We start from the raw sequence: 18865 nt of genomic DNA, 5'->3' as shown, positions 1-18865 counted from the left end.
CTCCAGTTGTCCAACGTCCGCAATGGAACTTCTGGCCACCGGAAGCGGTGGCGTCCCACTGCGAAATCTTCACAGCATGACCGCCACGCTACTGACCGGAGCAGACCGAAACCGCCCATTTCACCAACAGTTCACCTGGGGCATACGAAGAATTCCGCGGGCCGCTCAATACGGCCGAGCGAGTGTTCGGGCGAGAGCCGAGGACCGGAACCTCAGAAGCAGTAGTGGCCCGGAGCGTAGCCGAAGGCGTGGATATTCCCGTTGGCCAACAGGTGACTGTCGTCGACGCTCCACGTGTGGGCATGGTCGCCACGGACCTGGACGAAGTTGAACCTGTCTGCCGAGTAGATCCGGGCTCCGGAGCCGACGAGTCTCTGCTGGAGCTCAGTGTCCTCACCAAGGGTGCGTTCGGCGAACGGGTTGTCCAGCAGCGTCGACCGATGCGTCATCAGGGTCGGGCCCATGACGAGGTCGGTGAACCGGTGCTCGCGTTCGGGGAAACGGCAGATGACGATGTCACGGCCCCGGATATGCAGATAGTGTGCCTGCTTGCCGACGAGATCGGCATTCGAATAGCGCAGTGCCGCGAGCTGATCGCCCAGGTAGTGCGCTCCGTAGACATCGTCGTCGTCCATCTTCGCGATGACGTCGCCGGAGGCAGCCTGAACTCCGCGATTGAGGCAGACGCCCAACGGCTGCGCAGAGTCGACCTCGACGATCTGCAGATGCTCAACCCCTGCTTGTGCGGCGCGGGCACGCAGATCGGCAGGTGCCGCGAAGCCGTGGGCCACCAGCACGAGCTCCTTATCCGTGTGCAGCTGCGCGGCATGGGTCCGCAGAACCTCGCCGAGGTGGTCCGGCCGATTCGTCGACACCACAGCCGAGACGGACGTGGGGAATGGCTGCGCATAGTCCAGGCCGAGCGAATCCATCACCGTCATCGCTCGGTGAGTGTAGGTGTGCTCCGCCCAGATGCGTCGTTGGGCAAGATGGACGGTGCGGTCTCTCAGCTCAGGACTGCGCACGTAGGCACGCAGAGTCCACTCTGCTTCTTCCTGGGTTTCGGGTTGGGGGACCTCGGTGGTGGGGAAGAATTCTCGAGTCGCCGCACTCGGGGTGGTGACGACGGGGGTGCCGGCGGCACTGATCTCGAAGATCCTGCGCGCACACATGCTCGGAGAGTCGGTGACGGAGTTGACGTTGAGGAAGACCTTGAAATGTTTGTATGCCGTGAGCAGATTGCGGTACGGAAGCGACCCGACCACACGCCCGGCCAGGTTGCCTGGGAACTGATACCGCTCATCGTTGCCGAGGAAACGGGAGAAGATCTCCAGCCCGTACTGCATCCTCGGCGATACGGCGTCAGCGGCACCGAGCAGCAGGTCCATCTGCTCCCTGCGCTCCGGATACTTGTGGGCGAAGTACATGCCCGCAAAGGCAATGTCCCTGGCGGCGGCATTCCGCGCAGGACGTGAGGGATTGTGGACCGCCGGCTGTGCGGCGAACGGCAGGGCGGCGACCCTGTCGTGACCGAGTCTGGAGCGGTACTCGGGGATCAGTCTGACATCGCTGGTGAAGACGACGTCGAACTTCTGTGCCAGGGGCAGGAAGTCCTCGAAGTGCGGGGGATCCTCTTTGTTCCAGAAGACGGTCGGAATGCCTCGGCGGCGGCACTCGCCGAGCAGTTCGGCGATCTCTGTGCTCGGACCCGACGGGCTCGTGAGCTTGAACTTCCACTGACCGTCATTGCCACTCCAGGCGGACTCGACGAAGACGAAGTCGAGACCGTCGAGCTCGGTTAACCACTGTGTCGGCGACAGCGGGCGGAGCGACCACTCAAAGCCGAAGCTCTCGGTCGAGAACTCGTCGAGCACGACCCCAACCGACAACCGTTCGAAGACCGGAAGGCGATGCTGCACCGGCAGAGGAGGAAACAGCTCCCCGAGGACCTCCGCGGACAGACTGCCTGTAGCGACCTCGGCGGAGGCTTCTGCGGCTCCTTGGGCCAACGAACGGCGACGCCGCCACTTCGCGACTTGGCTGATTCCGCCGTTGCGCAGATGCCACACAGCAGTTCTCAGCGTGCGAAGTGGAGTTTGTGGCACGGATCGGATCCTCTCGGCGGTAGCCAGGGTGCGTGACGGGGAAGTGAATCGAAGTCAGGCGACGGCTGTCGACGCTCAAAGTTCACAACGTCATTTATGTGTGAAACCTGTTAACGCCAATAGTACAATCGGAAAGTTGCAAGCGGCTTCGCGAAGTCGGACGGGGAAACCAGGATGAAATGAGGACAGTGGGAAGCAGCTCAGGACCCATTCCCTCACGGACCCCAATGAGGCGGCACGGCAGAGCCATGGCGCTGTCACTCATCGATGGTCTCGTCTTCGCGTTCCTCGTCGTGGCGATGACACTTGTGCGGTACGACTTCCACACTCATCTCGTCAATGCACCGGGCATGTTCGTCTGTTCGGCAATCGCTTTGGTCGTCTTCCTCGTCGGCGGGCCCCTGGCGATCTACCGCGGACGCTACCGACGCGGCTCAACCGATCAGTTCGCTGCCATCGTGGGAACAGTTGCTTTGGGCGTCGGCATCATGTGGGTGGCCGAATTCGCGCTCGCCAGTCAACTGCTCATCCCGACCAGCGTCCCCATCACGGCGGGAGCGCTCATGGTGGTGGTCAAGAGCCTCGAGAACTGGATTCGTCGCAATATGAGGCAACGCAGCCTCACCACGTCCGGCGCTTCTCGGCCCACGATCGTCGTCGGCGCGGGGGACCAGGGCATGCTCGCCCTCGACATGATCGCTCAGGACTCGCACAACGAATTCGTCGCTGTCGGCATCCTCGACGATGACCCTGCCAAACGGCATCTGCGCTACAATGGAATTCGCGTGCTCGGACCGATCGCCGACATCGCCGCCCATGTCGATCGCACCGGCGCCGGAGCAGTCATCATTGCAATCTCTGACCTGCCTCCCGAAGATCTTTCCCGCATCGCATCGAATCTCGAGTCCCGGCCGGTCGAGATCAAGATCATGCCGAAGCTTTCAGACTCCGCGCTGGCCCGTCCCGAACCGGACGCCCATGACGTCGCCGACCTGCGTCACCGAAGCTTCCGCGATGTCAGCCTCGAAGACCTCATCGGACGCAAACCGATCTCGACGAATATCGACGACATCGCCTCGGCGATCACAGGCAAGGTCGTCCTCGTCACCGGGGCGGGCGGCTCAATCGGCTCACAGCTGTGCCGCCAGGTCGCCCGGTTCGACCCGGCCCGACTCATCATGACCGACCGGGACGAATCCGGCCTGCACGCAACCGAGCTCGGCCTCGAAGGTTCAGCCCTTCTGACCAGTGACGACCTCGTCCTCGGAGACCTGCGAGATCCAGCTTTCATCGATGCCCTCGTCGCCGAGGCGAAGCCGGACATCATCTTCCATGCCGCTGCTCTCAAGCATCTGACTTTCCTCGAGCGCTTCCCTGAGCAGGCAGTGCGCACGAACGTCGGTGCCAGCCTCGACCTGCTCAACGCGGCGGTGGCTCACGACGTCGATTCCTTCGTCCACATCTCCACCGACAAGGCCGCCGGGGCGACCTCGGTGCTGGGGCGGACGAAGTTCTCCATCGAGCGGGCGATCGCCTCTGTGGCAGGAGCAACCGGGCGGCGTTATATGTCTGTGCGATTCGGCAATGTGCTCGGTTCCCGAGGGTCCGTGCTCGAAACCTTTGTGGCTCAGGTGGCGGCCGGCGATCCCGTCACTGTCACCGACCCCGAGGTCACTCGGTACTTCATGACTGCCGATGAGGCATGTGAGCTCGTTCTGCAGGCGGCGGCGATCGGCGGCCCCGGAGAGACCTTGGTCCTCGACATGGGCGAACCGATCCGCATCGCTGACCTCGCCAAGCGCGTGATCGCACTGTCGGGCCGCAGCGATGCGCAGATCGTGTACACCGGTCTTCGCCCGGGGGAGAAGCTCACTGAAGCGCTGCTTTCGCCGGGTGAAGTCGACAGCAGACCCAATCACCCGCTGATCACTCAGGTCCCGATTAATCCGATCGATCTGGAGAAGCTCGGTGCCCTGGTCGCCGAATCTCGAGACGCGCGGGTCTTCACCCACCGGTCGGCCCTGGAAGGCCACCTGACGCGGCTCCTCGATTCCGAAGCGACACCGGTCGCCGATGACGCGACGGATGTCATCGGCCCGGTCTCGACCGCCTCAGGAATCGCCGAACCGGACGTGGAATCACATGACACCGGAGTCGGCCGCTGATGGCTCTGCAGTCGCTGGTGATCCTGGTTGTGGCCGCGGTGGTCACGGCTCTCAGCGCCCTCATCGCCTTCCCCTTGCTGCGTCGAGCGGGGGTCGTCGATGTCCCCTCTCATCGCTCTTCACATACGCTGTCGACTGTCCGCGGCGGGGGGATCGCCATCGGCTGCGGCATCACCGTGGCCACGATTCTCGCCATGGTCTGGAGCATCAGCGAAGACGGGGTCTTCGGCCTCGGCGGCGTCCTCCTGCCGATCGGTTTCCTGGTGCTGACCTGGTGCTATTCGGCCATCGGGATGAGCGACGACCTCGACTCCCTGCGCCCTGCCGGGCGACTGATCGGACAGGTCATCCTGGCTCTGCTGTTCAGCGCGATCATCGCAATGTTCTCCACTCAGGGAATCGCCCATGTGATCGCCTTCGCCGTCATCGGAGTGACCACGGTCAACGCCGTGAACTTCGTCGACGGACTCAATGGCTATGTCACCGAATGGACCATCGTCACGGCTGGATGGTTCGCCTTCGTCGGCTCCTGGGTGGGCGAGAACGATATCGCTCTGCTGGCTCTGGCGCTGGCCGGTGCTGCTGTGGGATTCCTCCCGTTCAACCTCGGTCGTGCCAAGGCGTTCCTCGGCGACACGGGCAGCTACGGAATCGGAGCGGCCGTCTTTGCTCTAGCGGTATGGCTGTTCGTACAGGGAGTACCGATCGTCGTCATCATCGCCCCGATGATCTTCGTCTTCTTCGACGTCGGACTCACTCTGGTTATGCGACTCTTCCGCGGAGAGAACATTCTCTTGCCTCACCGGGAACACATCTACCAGCGGATTCAGCAGGCAGGGTGGCCGCATAGCTCCGTTGCGCTTTTCCATGCCGCGCTGAGCGTCCTTGCCTGCATTATGGCCATCCCGACCCTCATCAGCGGAAATACGGCGACGACGTACCCGGCCCATGTGTTCTGGGTCGGGTTGCTCGCCCTCTACGCGCTTCTGCCCATGTGGCTGAACCGTCGAGCCCGGACGGAGGCGGTCACCGCATGAGAATCGTGCTGCTCAGTCATTACTACTACCCCGAGGTCGGCGCACCGCAGCGACGGTGGCGCATCCTCGTCGATCACCTGCGTGCAATCGGACACGACGTCATCACGGTGGCACCACACCCGCACTACCCGTATTCCGACCGGAACGGATTCTTTGGCTCCAATGTCGGGCGGGGGCGCCGTCGAGTCGACGTTCGCCTCGGCGGTACCTGGGACACCGGAATCGACGGTGAGCGGATCCTCCGCGTGCCGTACCTGCACAGCGGCTCGTCGATGGCTCGTCAGCTGCTCGACCAGACGGTGTCAGCGACAGGCGCGATGTCAGCGGTCATCGATCGGCTGCGGGGCAGAATGCGCCCCGATGTCATCGTCTCCACGACTCCGGCACTGCCGTTTCTGCTGGCCGGCGACACTCTGTCGCGACTGCTGCGGGTTCCGCACATCGCTGAAGTTCGCGATGCCTGGCCCGACCTCATTTCGGAGATGAACCTGGTGACGGGAGCCGTTGGGAAGCTTCTTCCCGGGTCGCTGACGCAGCGTCTCGAACATCGACTGCTGCCGGACCTGCTCACTCGTGCTCAACGGCGTGCAGCGGTCGTCGTCGTCACCACGGAGGGTTTCAAACGTCGTTTGGAACAGCGTGGGGTGACCGCCGAGGTCGTCCGCAGCGGAGTCTCGCCGGCGGAGTTGGAAGGTGCGTCCGGGCTGACTGCAACGGGAGCGATTCCCCTCGTCCCCACGGCAGATGAGACGGGCACTGCCGGCGGCGAAGTCATCGGCAGGGCTGAAGGCGATCGCCGTGGACTCAACTTGCTGTACGTGGGCACGGTCGGGCGATCTCAGGATCTCAGCACCTCGATTCGTGCGTTGGCTCGCACCGAGGGCGTGCGACTGCGAATCGTGGGCGATGGCGTCGATGCTGTCGAACTCAAGACCGTCGCTTCCGCGTACGGTGTGCCGGTGGAATTCCATCCACAGATCGCAGGTGCCGAACTCGCGGCCCATTGGGAGTGGGCAGATGCCGGGCTCGTCAGCCTCAGCTCGCTCGACTCCTATGCGTGCACTGTGCCGTCGAAGCTCTATTCGCTGATGGCCCGTCGAATTCCTGTCCTCGGAGTCGTTGCCGGTGAGGCCGCGGACATCATCACCCATACCGCGGCAGGAGAAGTTGCGGTTCCCGGTGAGGTCGCTTCCGTAGCCGCGGCAATGAAGAGGATGCGAGAACGAGTCGAATCCGGTGAGGAATTCGGATCGAATCCGCCCTCAGGTCTGAACCCACGCGACTGGGTGGTTCGGAATGCTTCGGCGGCCGCAATGGGCCGCACATACGAACGGCTCCTTGAGCGGGTGGTTTCGTGAACTTGCGCTTCCTCGCACGACAGCTGACGAACGTTGTTCTGACCACGGCTGGTCATATCAACGACGACCGGGTGTTCTTCGGTATGCAGTTGGCACGTCGACTGCCGGGCCCTGCCTCGCGCTTCGTCGGACAAGCACTCGGACGTATGCCAGGCGACGCCACTCGGGCGGCATCCGCGTGGCTGCTCGGAGAAGAGACGACAGCGAAGTCATTGGTCGCCGGATCCCCCTCGCCTTCCCGACTGCTCGGCGAGATCGCTCTCAATTTGGGACTCCTTGACGAAGCCGAATCGATCGCGGCTGCCGTTCCCGGTGCCCAGGCACTGAGCTCACGTATCGAGTGGACCAAGGGACACATCGACGAAGCCATCGCAGTCCTGCCAGACGGCGCACGCCGGACACGACTGCTCGATGAGCGACAGTCTCTGCAGCCTCAATGGTGGCCGGAGGTGTCGAGCCATGTCACAGCTCGTCGTGTACGCGGCAATGCCGACCTTGACCGAACTCAGCATCCGACGGCGCTGCATGTGCTGACGAACTCCTTGCCGCATACCCGCTCCGGATATGCGTACCGGTCACATGCCATCCTCACCACTCTGCGGGACGCTGGCCATCAAACGGCCGCGATCACACGCCCGTCGTATCCCGTGACCATCGGACGACTGAGCCAGGCACCGGTCGAAGTCGTCGACGGAGTCGAATACATCCGTGACGTGCCTCTGAGGCCACGACCCACGCCATCCGAGCGGCTGAGCGAGCAGGCGAATCACATCGCTGCTGAAGCCCGCGAACGTGGTGCTGAGATCCTCCACACGACAACGCACTACGTCAACGGCTTGGCCACTGGTGCGGCCGCGAAGGCAGCGGGCCTGCCATGGGTCTACGAAGTCCGCGGAGTCTTGGAAGAGACGTGGGCGGCAGCAGGAAGCAGCCCGGAAGAGCGCTCCGCGCGTCGAGACAGCCAACGCTTCGCACTCATGCGGGCCAAGGAGATTGAAGTGGCGTCGGCGGCCGATGCCGTCATCACCTTGGGCGAGACGATGCGTGAGCACCTGATCGCCGGGGGAGTGCCGGCAGAAACCATCACCCTCATCCCGAATTCGGTCTCCGAAGCAGTCATCGATGCCGATGCCACCCGCACTCCGGCCGCGGTGAGAAGGAGCCTCGGCCTGCCCGAAGACGGGGTCTGGGTCGGCACGGCAGCGTCGATCGTCGGATACGAAGGACTCGACGACCTCGTCGATGCCGTCATCCTCGCCCGGAGCCAGGGCACGGACCTGCGTCTCCTCATCGCCGGCGACGGTGTCGCCCTGCCGGTACTGCGGGAACGCGCCGCGGTTCTGGGGGAGAACGCAGTCTTCACCGGACGGGTCTCCCAAGCCCAGGCAATTGAATACCAACTCGCGCTCGATGTGATCGTCGTGCCGCGCAAAGATGAACCAGTCTGTCGTCTGGTCACTCCGATCAAACCGATCGAAGCGATGGGTCTTGGACGACCCGTCGTCATCTCCGACCTGCCGGCACTGCGTGAATTGGTTCCGGACAGCGCAGGCTTGGCGACACCGCCGGAGAACCCGCAGAAGCTCGCGGAACTGCTGTCCGAACTCGCCGCCGATGACACTGCGCGGGCAAGATTCGGAGACAATGGACGAGCACACGTTCTTGCAACTCGCAGGTGGAAGGAAATCGGACGACGATATGGGCAGGTCTATTCTCAACTCGTGGGGAGTGATGTGCGATGAGTGAGACGAAGAACCCCCTCGGGCTGAGCTCGATCCCGTCCGTGTCGAGCGAAGGCCTCGTGCCAGTCGGACGACGGACGAGCCTGAGCAGCTACCTCGCCGCGCTGTGGAACCGCCGCCACTTCATCATCGCCGAGTCCCGAGCCAAGATGTCGAGCTCGACGAGGAAGAACATACTCGGCTACGGGTGGCTGTTCCTCAATCCACTGCTTTCGGTGCTCGCATTCTGGTTCATCTTCGGTTACATCCTGGGGACCTCGCGAGGTATTCACAACTTCCTCGGGTTCCTTGTCGTCGGCGTCTTCTTCTTCGGTTACACAGGTAAGTGCATGACCGGCGGAACCGGAGCGATCCGTTCCGGTGCGTCCATGATCAAGGGCTTCCAATTCCCACGTGCAGCGCTACCGATCTCCACCGTGGTCCGCAATTTCCTTGACTTCATGCCGACCCTGCTGGTCATGGTGATCGTTCTCGCTATCGCCCCGCCGCTGGAAGAGATCACGTGGAGAATCGTTCTGGTGATCCCTGTTGTGATCCTGCAGACGATCTTCAATGTCGGTCTCGCCTGCTTCCTTGCGCGTCTCGGTCACAAGATCCCAGATCTCACGAATTTCATGTCGATTGTCAGCCGATTCTGGCTCTACGGATCGGGAGTGTTCTTCTCCATCGAAGACCGACTGGACAATCACCCGGCACTCTTGGCAGCTATGCAGTACAACCCGATGCATGCCTACCTGACGCTGGTGCGCAACTCACTGCTCTACGGAGTGGATACAGATCCGAAGATGTGGATCGTCGGCACAGTCTGGGCGTTCGGCCTCCTCATCGTCGGATTCCTGTTCTTCTGGAGAGGGGAGGAGAACTATGGCCGACTCTGAGGTCCAGGAACCCAATATCATCGCGGAGAACGTTCAGGTCCGGTACACCGTCAACACCAACGATCCCGGCAGCAGGGCAACTGGTGTCCGACGCCTGACGAACAAGATCGTCGGACGGCAAGGTCAGACCACCGTGCGAGCGCTGCGTGGGGTCAATTTCGTTGCCCGCGAAGGAGAGATGGTGGGAATCGTCGGAGCCAACGGTTCCGGAAAGTCCACCTTCCTGCGCAATGTCGCCGGGGTCGAGCAACCGGACCGTGGCCGCATCCTCGTCCGTTATCAACCGCTTCTGCTCGGTGTCAGCGCTGCCTTGCAGCCCGCACTGTCGGGAAGTGAGAACGTACGCCTCGGATGTCTGGCGATGGGCCTGTCTCCCGAAGAGGCGGCAGAAGCCTTCGACTATGTCGTTGAGCTTTCGGCGTTGGGGTCGGCGATCCACCGACCGATGGGAACATACTCTTCCGGTATGGGCGCCAGACTCCGATTTGCCATCGCTTTGGCCGCGCGACCGAAGATCCTGCTCATCGACGAGGCCCTGTCGACCGGCGACGCGACGTTCGCTGAGCGCAGCGAACGTGCAATGGACGAGCTCCTTGCCGAAGCAGGAACGGTTCTGCTCGTCAACCATGCCGCAAAAGTGATTCAGGAGCTGTGCACTCGTGCAGTCTGGATGCACCGAGGCGAGATCCTCATGAACGGCCCTGCCGAGGCTGTCGCAGAGAAATACCGCTGGTGGGCATGGAATGTTGCAAAGGGCAAGGAAGACATCGCGGACAAGCTCCTGGCCGATGTTGTGAGCAACGCGGTCAAAGAGGAGATCAACATCCTCGAGCCCGAGCTCATCAAGAATCCCATCCCGCGGCACGCAGCGCGCCCGTCCAAGACGAAGGCCGCTCCGGCACGTCATGTGAAGCGACAGGACACGGTCGACGAAGTCGAAGAGACGCCGACTCCGATGTTGGCCGCTGCCGAGGAGCAGGTCTGGCCAAAGTCCTTCGACGCCGAAATGCCGAAGGCCAAGTTCCCGGCTCTGCCCAAACCGGCTTCTCAGGCGGTGAGCGCCCCACGAATCACCGATGCCCCGCCTCTGCGACTGAACCCCAGTAAGAAACGCGTTGTTCTGCGGGCAGCGAACCCGAATGACCGTGCCTCGTCCGTTGCCGCCGCAGATGACTTCACCGGCCGCAGACTGGCCTCCCGCGCGCGCCAGATCGCAGATGAACGCTACGAGGAGCGGCAGCGCCTGCGGCAGGAAGATGACTCTCATGTTGTTCACCAGGATTCGAACCGATGAAAATTGCAATATTCGGCTCCTGCGTGAGCCGGGATACAGCAGAATTCATGCCCGAAGCCGAAGTCGTCGCCTACGTGGCCAGGCACTCGGTGACAAGCTTAGAGTCTCCGCACGGGACAGCTGGAATCGATCTCAGCGATCTGACCTCCGCTTTCCAGAAGCGAATGGTCACCAGCGACCTCAAAGGCACCGGGCTCGAACGGATCGCCAAGAACACTGAGGACCTCGACGTCGTTCTTCTCGACCTGGTCGATGAACGAAGGGGATTCTGGCGTTTTCCCGACGGTACGACAATGACGAACTCACTTGAAATCGAATCCTGTGGAGCTGCTCGCGCAGCGCGCCGCAGCGGTGCACGGCTCGTCGAGTTCGGCACTGACGAGCACTTCTCAAGCTGGATTAGTGGATTCGCGACACTCATTCGCAGGCTCAAAACGGCAGGACTGTGGGAGAAGACGATCCTGCTCGATATCGAATGGGCAGGAGCTGTCGACGGAGCCCAGCACCCGCAGAACGACGGATTCGCCAAGGCAGGGCGGCAGTGGCGTCGGCTCCAGAGAGGTTCACGCGAAGCAGGTAGGGAATTGTCCCGAGGCCGCGGACTCGCCGATGCCTGGCAGAGTATGCGCAACATCAAACCGACTGAGGCAGAAGAGTACGCTGACCGCGCTCTTTCAGCCAATAGTGACTACATCCGGTATCGTAAAGAGGCGCGATCGCTGTCAGCGTCGTCAGTGGTGAGAGAAAGCCGCGAGGTCCGAATCGATCGCGACCATAAGTGGGGACCTCAACCGTTCCACTACCGGCATGCCGATTATCAGTCGATCGTCGACAGCATCCGGCAGCAGGTGATGAAGAACGGTGGTGAGGCCATGTGAGCGGACAGCAGTGGCGAAAAGCACTGTGGCATCTGCGGCATGGCGGAGTCGAAGGATTCAAAGAGTTCCGACGTAAGCGCGAATCGGAACTCAATTCGACCAGAACATCGACCGTTGGGCCACCCATTGAAGATGGCACGGACACTCCGACGCTGACCGTGATCGTTCCCGCATTCAATGCGAGTGACTTCATCGACCGATGCTTGAAGAGCATCCTCAGTCAGAGCGGTGTGTCTTTGGAAGTCATCGTCGTCGACGACGGTTCGACCGATGAAACCGTTGAAAAAGCCAAACAACATTCTCACGGTGCTCAGCCGGTAACGGTCCTTACTGGACCTAACGAAGGCCCAGCACGTGCACGCAATCGTGGAGTCGATGAAGCCCGTGGCAAGTACATCACCTTCGCGGACGCGGATGACGAGGTGCTGGCAAACGCGTATGCGACGCTGGTTGATTCGCTTGAACGGACCGGCTCTGACATTGCCACTGGAGCGTATGTTCGTGTTGGCTCGGCCGGCCGGTCAAGGCCGAAGCTGACCGCACGAGTACATGCTCGCCAGCGGCTGGCAGTGCGGTTGGACGATATGCCGGAACTGCTGGAAGAGCCTGTCCTGTGGAACAAGGTTTACAGGCACGACTTCTGGAACCGTCATGTGGGGGAAATGTGGGGGTTCTCCAACTACGAAGACCAAGAGCCTGTCTATAGGGCGCTGGTCGGCGCCGCGGCAATCGACGTGCTCACGAACGACGTGTATGCGTGGAGACTGGCCGATGGCCGAGACACTCGTTCTAAACGCAAGGCCGAACTGAGTGATCTGCAGTCGAAGCTCGAAGTCATTGAGGTGCTCAGAGAGACCCTGCACCACTCATCGGGTCACGTTGTCGAGCAAGCATATGCGATCTGGATGGGCACTGACCTTGCCATGCACGCCGAGTACCTCGATACGGCTAACAAACGGTTCCGAAAGACACTCTGCGACGCGGCCAGGGTTCTTCGAAAGTCGATGCCGAAAGGCGCCTGGAAGCTAATGCCTGCACAGGAACGTCTGTACATGTGGATTGTGGCGTCCGGGGATCTGGACGATATCGAAGAAGTCCTCGGAACGAGGATGGAAGAGACCCGAGCCGTGCCGCTCGAACTGGCCGACGGCACCTGGATGGTCGCGCCGACGTATCTATCTCGGCTGAAGACCGACGTGCCGCAGAGGCTACTGAAAGCACAGTCGGTCGACTTCAAACCCGTCGTCATCGTGCGAAACGCACGTTGGATCAGTGAACAGCAGATCGAGCTCCAGGGGTGCGCATACATTCCTGGAGTCGATCCGGGACGGACCACATTCCGCATGCAGGGCGTCATGGATGGGGCGACTGTTCTGGACTGTGCTGTAGAGACTCGTAATGACAATCGAGTGGACTTGGACGTCGGTGATCCTTGGCGGACGTACGAAGCCGGTGGGTTCACGGTTGCCATTGATGTTTCCGGTCTGGGAGACGTATCGCCAAGAGGTATTGACCTGATCGGTTCGTTCGAAATTGAGGGGAACCATCTTCAGGTGCCCGCTGTGTCCACAGCAGTCGTGGGGATGATTGCCCCGAGCCCGATTCGCGATTCGGGACGTATGACAGTCGTCGCTGATGACCGAAGCGAACTATCGATTCGCCCCGTTGCCATGCCGACTGATCCAGTCGTAGTGAAGAACGTCGATTTCCGCGGGCGGGACGTGACAGTCACTGTCGACGATTCTGCGAATGTCCGTAGCTTGACCATGCGCGCTGCGAAACATGACATCCAACTGAAGCCACAAGGCCCTTCGATCTTCACAGCCACTTTGCCTGAGCTCCCTGAGCAATTTCGATCCAAGGGCGAACGGCAGTGGAAACTAACGGCGATGACAAGAGACGACCATGACGTCGATGTCTACCATTCCGCAGTGGACTATCTCTTGCCAGGCACTTCATGTGTGCGTCTGGCCGCAAACTCTGCTGGCAAGGTGAGACTAGCGCAGCGTTTCCGGCGAGTGACTGTCACTGGTGCGACAAATGACAGGGACCGATTGCTGATCATCGGGCGGATAGACCCGCCGGAAAAACTCAAGGTCGTACTCAAATCATCAGAGCAGACGATCGAGCCTGCTGAGTCTGCATTCCACGCCGATGGTAGCTTTACCGCTGTGTATGACCTGACGACGACCGGGGCCGAAGGTGGCACCGTTGCCGCACTGTCGGGCGGTTACCATGTTCGCTTTGACTCCAGCCCCGACACTTCCAAGTCGTGGGCAAGGGTCGCAGGAAAGCTCGCGATACGTCCTGTCGATGTGTTTACTGAATGGAACACTTTACGACTTGAGGGGAGAGCCTCCGGCTCCGTCGCTATCACAGCTTCTCCACCCTGGTCGCCGAAGGAGAGAACCAAGTTTGGACGCTTCGCTCTCAGAGAAAGAGATTGGGGTCCAATCCGGGAAGGAATCCTGTTTGAGTCGTTCAATGGTAAGAGTTGTAATGACAACCCAAGGGCTATCTTTGATGCTGTCCTGGAGCGAGATTTAAGAACCCCCCTGTATTGGTCTGTGCGTGATCGTACGGTTGAGGTACCGCCGGGCAGTATTCCGGTCGTGGAAGGGACAGGCGTCTGGCACAGGGCGCTAGCCACATCGCAGAGCTGGGTGAACAACAACAACTTTCCTTATTATGTGCGTAAACGCCCGGGGCAGTTTTACCTGCAGACATGGCACGGCACCCCGATCAAGAGACTTCTGTGGGACATTCCTCGGCGGAAGGTCTCGCTGAGCTACCGCCGTATCATGAAAACGGAAGTACCGCAGTGGGATCTGTTGCTTGCCCAGTCTGCCTCGGCGGTCAAGAACCTACGGTCGGGTCTCGGGTATCAGGGGCGAATTGCCCTTGGGCAGTACCCAAGGAACATTCGCCTTTTTGCCGACTGCTCCGAAGACCGATCGCGCTCGTTGAGGAAAGAGCTGGGGATTCCCGCCGGCCGAAAGGTCGTACTCTACGCACCCACCTGGAGAGAAATGCACCGAAATGGGTCGAGGACCGCGTGGGGTGGCTGTCTTGAACCCGGGCGCTTGGCAATCCGAACGAACACGACGGTTCTTGTTCGCGCCCACCATATGACGGACAGTGAAACGTGCTCCGCGGACCATGTGGTCGATGTCAGCCGCTGGCCCCATGTGGAAGATATTTTCCTCCTTGCGGATGTGCTGGTGACAGACTTCTCCTCTATCGCGTTCGACTTCGCTGTCACGGGGAAACCGGTCATTCACCATATGACCGAGGCGAGGGCATATGCGCGAGAACGAGGTATGTATGACCACTGGGCGAACGAATACTCCCAGCTCACCTACTCAGATGCCGAATTGGTCGATGCGATCGCTTCGGCGGGAGCGAAGCAAGTCGCGAGAGGCTGCCCTCCCGACCTGAGCCCCCTTATCGACTGCCTGACAGGAGATCAAAGAGAAATGGCCTCTGCCGCCGGAACGGATGAAGGAAAGATATGAAAGCGCGTCAACCGAAGGCAACCAGCGAAGTCATCAACTCTATGCGAGTTCGTGCCTATATGGTGCTGCACAAGGTTGGTGTGCGTGGTGGACGAGCGTCGTTCGCCGATTCGAATCTCGAACGCGCGTGGTTGGCCTCGACCTCGACCGAGACCGATGTCGAAACAGCTCTTCGTTATGGTGATTTGGCACTGCGCAGGGGTGAGGTCGATCGTGCCATCGAAGCTTATACGCGGGGCGTGGGCTCAGATCCAACAAATTCCTCGGCGCTTTACAAACTTGGATTCGCCCTTGAACGCGCCAAAGATTGGGTTGCTGCCGATGCCACCTACCAGGCTGCCCAACATTTGGCGCCAGACGCCGGAAATATTGCCTTTCGTCGTGGACGATGTCTTAATGAGTTGGGCGACTTCGAGGACGCCGTGGCGCAATACCATGTCGCCATCCGGGGTGGACATCGCGTTGCGGACGCTTATTCCGCCGTGTATTCGGCTGAAGCCACCGCACCTTTATGGAAGCGTCTTGACACGCTTCGTTCGGGCAGTCGGTACCACTTGGACAACCCGAAATGGCTTTGCGATCGCGCGGTGCTTGCCGCGCGCATGGGCAAGCACACCGAGGCGATTGAACATTTCCTCGCCTCCGACTCCTTGTCCCCACTCGGTCGCGATCACAAGATCGATATGGCGCGTTGTTATCAAGCCATCGGTCGGACGTCCAGGGCAGCCGGACTGCTGCAAGATCTGGCCGCTTCGGATGGAGGGGCGGCTAAAGTTCTTGGTCCGGGTGCGTTCTTCCGGGACCGTGGATATTGGTCCGAGGCCATAGCGCTGTACGAGTGGAAGCTCAAGGATTGCCACGATGGGCTCCAGCAGGCTCGGCTGGCCTTTGAGATCGGGCACGCCTACGATCGCCAATACCTATGGTCCGAAGCCAGAGATTGGTTCTTGAGGTCACTGGTCGCCGATGGAAGTAATGCCTACTGTCATTATCGTCTTGGTGTGGTGCTCGAACGTCTTGGTGAGAACGATCGTGCGATTGGCCCCTATGCCAGCGCGATCCAACTTTCTCCCGACAGAACCCACTGGTATTACCGTCTGGGCGTCACCGCGCGTAAGGCGGGCAGGACGGATGAAGCTTTGCGAGCCCTCAAATTCTCGCTCGGCGTCCGGCTGGAATCCGATGTGGTCGAACAAGGAATCGCCGGGGAGCCGTCCACTGCGGAGGATAGCGCGAAGGAGTTTCTCCGTGGCTTGGATTCAGAGTATGCCGCGCAGCTTGATAGTGACCGGCGGTCGAGCCGGCCGACGAACATAGGGACGTGGCAGGAGTCTTATACAAGAGCGAAGTCGTATGGCGAGTCGTCAGCGACGCTCGTCGCTCTTCGGGAACTGGATCGGCGACGGCAGCACATGTCCCGCGCCCAGGTCGCCGAGTATGTCGACTTGCTTGTCGACCAGGGGTCAGTCGAGACCGCACTCGACGCGTTGGAGGCCACGCGCGATGTCCGGTTTCCAGACGGACTTGACCTCAAGAAGTATCTCAAGGGGGCCGAGACAAGGCGTCGGAGCATGTTCGCCGAGTTCCAGGAGACTCTAGCGCTCGAGGACAGCTACATATTTCTCGAAAGTAATCATGGGGCTTCGATCGGATGCCATCCCTTAGCTCTCTTCCGGGAGATGGCTTGCGACCGAAGATTTGCGGGCTCCACATATGTCTGGGCTCACTCATCCGAAGCTAGAATACCCGACGAGGTGTCCGGCAGGGATGATGTTATTCTCGTCGAAATGCATTCCGATCTGTACTTAAAGTATCTTGCGACATCGAAATATCTTATCAACAATGTTTCTTTTGCCCCATATTTCGTTCGCAGGGCAGATCAGGTATATCTCAACACATGGCATGGAACCCCTTTGAAGGCCCTTGGGAAGTCAATGAAACAAGGGCTTCTTGAATACGAGAATCTTGCCAGAAACTTTGTGCAGGCGACCCATGTCTCGTCGCCGAATGAACTGACGGACTGGGCGCTTTTCAGCGATCACCGCATTGACCGTTATGCCACCGCTGCACGGCGGATCACAGGGTCGCCCCGGCTGGACAGGCTGGTCTCGTCCGGTGACACGGTACGACTGGAAATCCGCGGGCGCATGGGGCTTCCCGACGAGGAGAAGGTCGTCTTGTATGCGCCGACCTGGCGTGGCGGTGTGGATAGTCACGAGTTCGATATTGAGCGTTTGGTCGGTGATCTCGCAGCTATGGCCTCCGTGCCCGGTTATCGGATACTCTTCCGGGCGCACAGGCTGACGGAGAAACTTCTCACGGAAGTGGAACTGCCGGTCGAGGTGGTGCCGGGTGACATTGACACGAATGACCTGTTGGCTGCCGTGGATATGCTCGTGACCGATTACTCTTCCATTGCGTTCGACTTTCTTACGACGGGGCGTCCAATTATCTTTTATGCGCCCGATTATGAAGAGTATGCCGACCGCCGAGGTTTGTATTTGTCGCTCGAGGAATTTCCAGGCCGGGTCTGCACGAGTCGTGAAGAATTGATGTCGCTGATCGCCATTGATGGTGGTGAGAGGACTCCGGAGGATGTAGAGGCATTGGCAAGGTTCGTGCCGATGGAGGACGGATCGGCGGCACGTCGAACGATCGATTTCATGCTTCAGCCAATCGCGTGCGAGCGAAAGGAACGGCCGCTCCTGGTGTTTCATGCCAGTCTCATCCCGAATGGAATTGCAAGCGCGCTGCTCGCGCTCTTCTATGCCTTGGAAGGTTCGGAGGTGGATATTGTCCTGGTCGTCGAGGGACATGTCATGAGGCGCGAGGAAGGCCGGCAACACATCTTGGAGAGGCTTCCGGAGTATGTAAATTTGGCTTTTCGTATCGGAAACATCACCGCCACGCCAGAGGAACAGTGGGCGGTCAACCGACTCAGCTCCCATGACTTGGGCGACAGCGATGCGTTGAAGGAATTGAGGACTCGCGCATGGAGGCGTGAGTCTTATCGAGTTCTCGGCTTCGCCGAACCTGCGACCGCTATCGAGTTCGATGGATACGCGACTCTTTGGGCTGACTTCGTTGCGAATGTGGGCGATGAACGGACTAGACACCTGATCTGGCAGCACAATCAGCTTGTCAACGAGTGGCGTACCAAGTATCCGGAGCTTGCGGAACTGTTCAGTCGGTATGATGGCTTCGACACGATAGTGCCCGTTTCGCAGGCGCTATCGGAGGAGAATCGAGAGAAGCTACTATCGGCCGGTTTCGGTTCCGAGACTGCGTACGAGCCCGTGCCGAATGTCCTTGATGCCGAGAGGATCGAGAGTTTGGCAGAACACGACATTGATTCCGATCTTGGTGAATGGTTGGACGAGGGCCACGTCCATGTTGTGTCGATCGGGCGATTGTCGCCCGAGAAGAACTTCAGGGCATTGGTTGACGCGTGGCCCAAGATCGTCGAGAACTGGCCCAATGCTCGGCTGACAATCATTGGAACGGGTCTGCTGGAGGCCGATCTTCTGGCTCACGTTGATGAGCTCGAGATTGCGGATTCGATATACTTCGCCGGACAGCGGTCAAACCCGTATCCGGCGCTGAAGCGAGCCGATCTCTTCGTGCTACCGTCTGTGCATGAAGGCCAGCCCATCGTCGTTCTCGAGGCGATGACTCTAGGAGTCCCCATCGCTGCGGCGTTCACTCCGGGCACAGCAGAACTGCTCGAAAGTGGCTACGGCCTCATCATCGACCATCGTCCGGAGGGCCTCGCGCGCGATATTTCTCGGATCCTCGGTGATCCGTGTACAGCTAGCGGCAGTTTCGACGCATCGGGATTCCGTAGCAACGCGATCGAGAAGTTCGTTGAGATTGCTCTGGGTGCCTAGGGCGTG

General features: G+C 60.4%; 10 protein-coding genes. 9 read left to right on the top strand and 1 reads right to left on the bottom strand.

The features are described from left to right. Nucleotides 1-212: 212 nt before the first annotated feature. Nucleotides 213-2105, bottom strand: a complete 1893-nt coding sequence (locus tag HK108_RS17050) for a glycosyltransferase family protein (protein ID WP_229664237.1) — start codon at nt 2103-2105, stop codon at nt 213-215. Between the two features lie 248 nt (nt 2106-2353). Between HK108_RS17050 and HK108_RS17045 the strand changes: the two genes are divergently transcribed. The 9 genes from HK108_RS17045 to HK108_RS17005 are packed head-to-tail and all read left to right on the top strand — an operon-like array spanning nt 2354 to nt 18859. Beyond that, nucleotides 2354-4270 carry a nucleoside-diphosphate sugar epimerase/dehydratase gene (locus HK108_RS17045; RefSeq protein WP_181272390.1) on the top strand — a complete coding sequence of 639 codons (1917 nt, stop codon included), beginning with the start codon at nt 2354-2356 and terminating at the stop codon, nt 4268-4270. Next, nucleotides 4270-5307: an MraY family glycosyltransferase gene (locus HK108_RS17040; protein ID WP_181272389.1), complete on the top strand. Its 1038-nt coding sequence runs from the start codon at nt 4270-4272 to the stop codon at nt 5305-5307. Before HK108_RS17045 ends, HK108_RS17040 begins: the two co-directional genes overlap by 1 nt. Beyond that, entirely contained in the window at nt 5304-6665 is a 1362-nt protein-coding gene (locus HK108_RS17035) for a glycosyltransferase family 4 protein (RefSeq protein WP_181272388.1), read from the top strand. Before HK108_RS17040 ends, HK108_RS17035 begins: the two co-directional genes overlap by 4 nt. Beyond that, complete coding sequence (locus tag HK108_RS17030; RefSeq protein WP_181272387.1) at nt 6662-8407, top strand: glycosyltransferase family 4 protein; 1746 nt, start codon at nt 6662-6664, stop codon at nt 8405-8407. The genes HK108_RS17035 and HK108_RS17030 overlap by 4 nt, the downstream gene beginning before the upstream one ends. Further along, entirely contained in the window at nt 8404-9285 is an 882-nt protein-coding gene (locus HK108_RS17025) for an ABC transporter permease (RefSeq protein WP_062239295.1), read from the top strand. The genes HK108_RS17030 and HK108_RS17025 overlap by 4 nt, the downstream gene beginning before the upstream one ends. Then, on the top strand, nt 9272-10579 hold the full coding sequence (locus tag HK108_RS17020; RefSeq protein ID WP_181272386.1) for an ABC transporter ATP-binding protein: 1308 nt from the start codon (nt 9272-9274) through the stop codon (nt 10577-10579). Before HK108_RS17025 ends, HK108_RS17020 begins: the two co-directional genes overlap by 14 nt. After that, the gene (locus HK108_RS17015; protein ID WP_258233399.1) at nt 10576-11457 is read left to right on the top strand and encodes a DUF6270 domain-containing protein; all 882 of its coding nucleotides are present in this window, start codon (nt 10576-10578) and stop codon (nt 11455-11457) included. The genes HK108_RS17020 and HK108_RS17015 overlap by 4 nt, the downstream gene beginning before the upstream one ends. Continuing rightward, entirely contained in the window at nt 11454-14972 is a 3519-nt protein-coding gene (locus HK108_RS17010) for a bifunctional glycosyltransferase/CDP-glycerol:glycerophosphate glycerophosphotransferase (protein WP_181272384.1), read from the top strand. Before HK108_RS17015 ends, HK108_RS17010 begins: the two co-directional genes overlap by 4 nt. Then, on the top strand, nt 14969-18859 hold the full coding sequence (locus HK108_RS17005) for a CDP-glycerol glycerophosphotransferase family protein (RefSeq protein WP_181272383.1): 3891 nt from the start codon (nt 14969-14971) through the stop codon (nt 18857-18859). The genes HK108_RS17010 and HK108_RS17005 overlap by 4 nt, the downstream gene beginning before the upstream one ends. Nucleotides 18860-18865 lie beyond the last annotated feature (6 nt).

Source organism: Brevibacterium sediminis, assembly GCF_013623905.1.
In the GTDB taxonomy this organism is placed as follows: Bacteria; Actinomycetota; Actinomycetes; order Actinomycetales; family Brevibacteriaceae; genus Brevibacterium; species Brevibacterium sediminis.
Note: the sequence above shows the minus strand (reverse complement) of the source record. Positions and strands in the feature narration are given on the sequence as shown.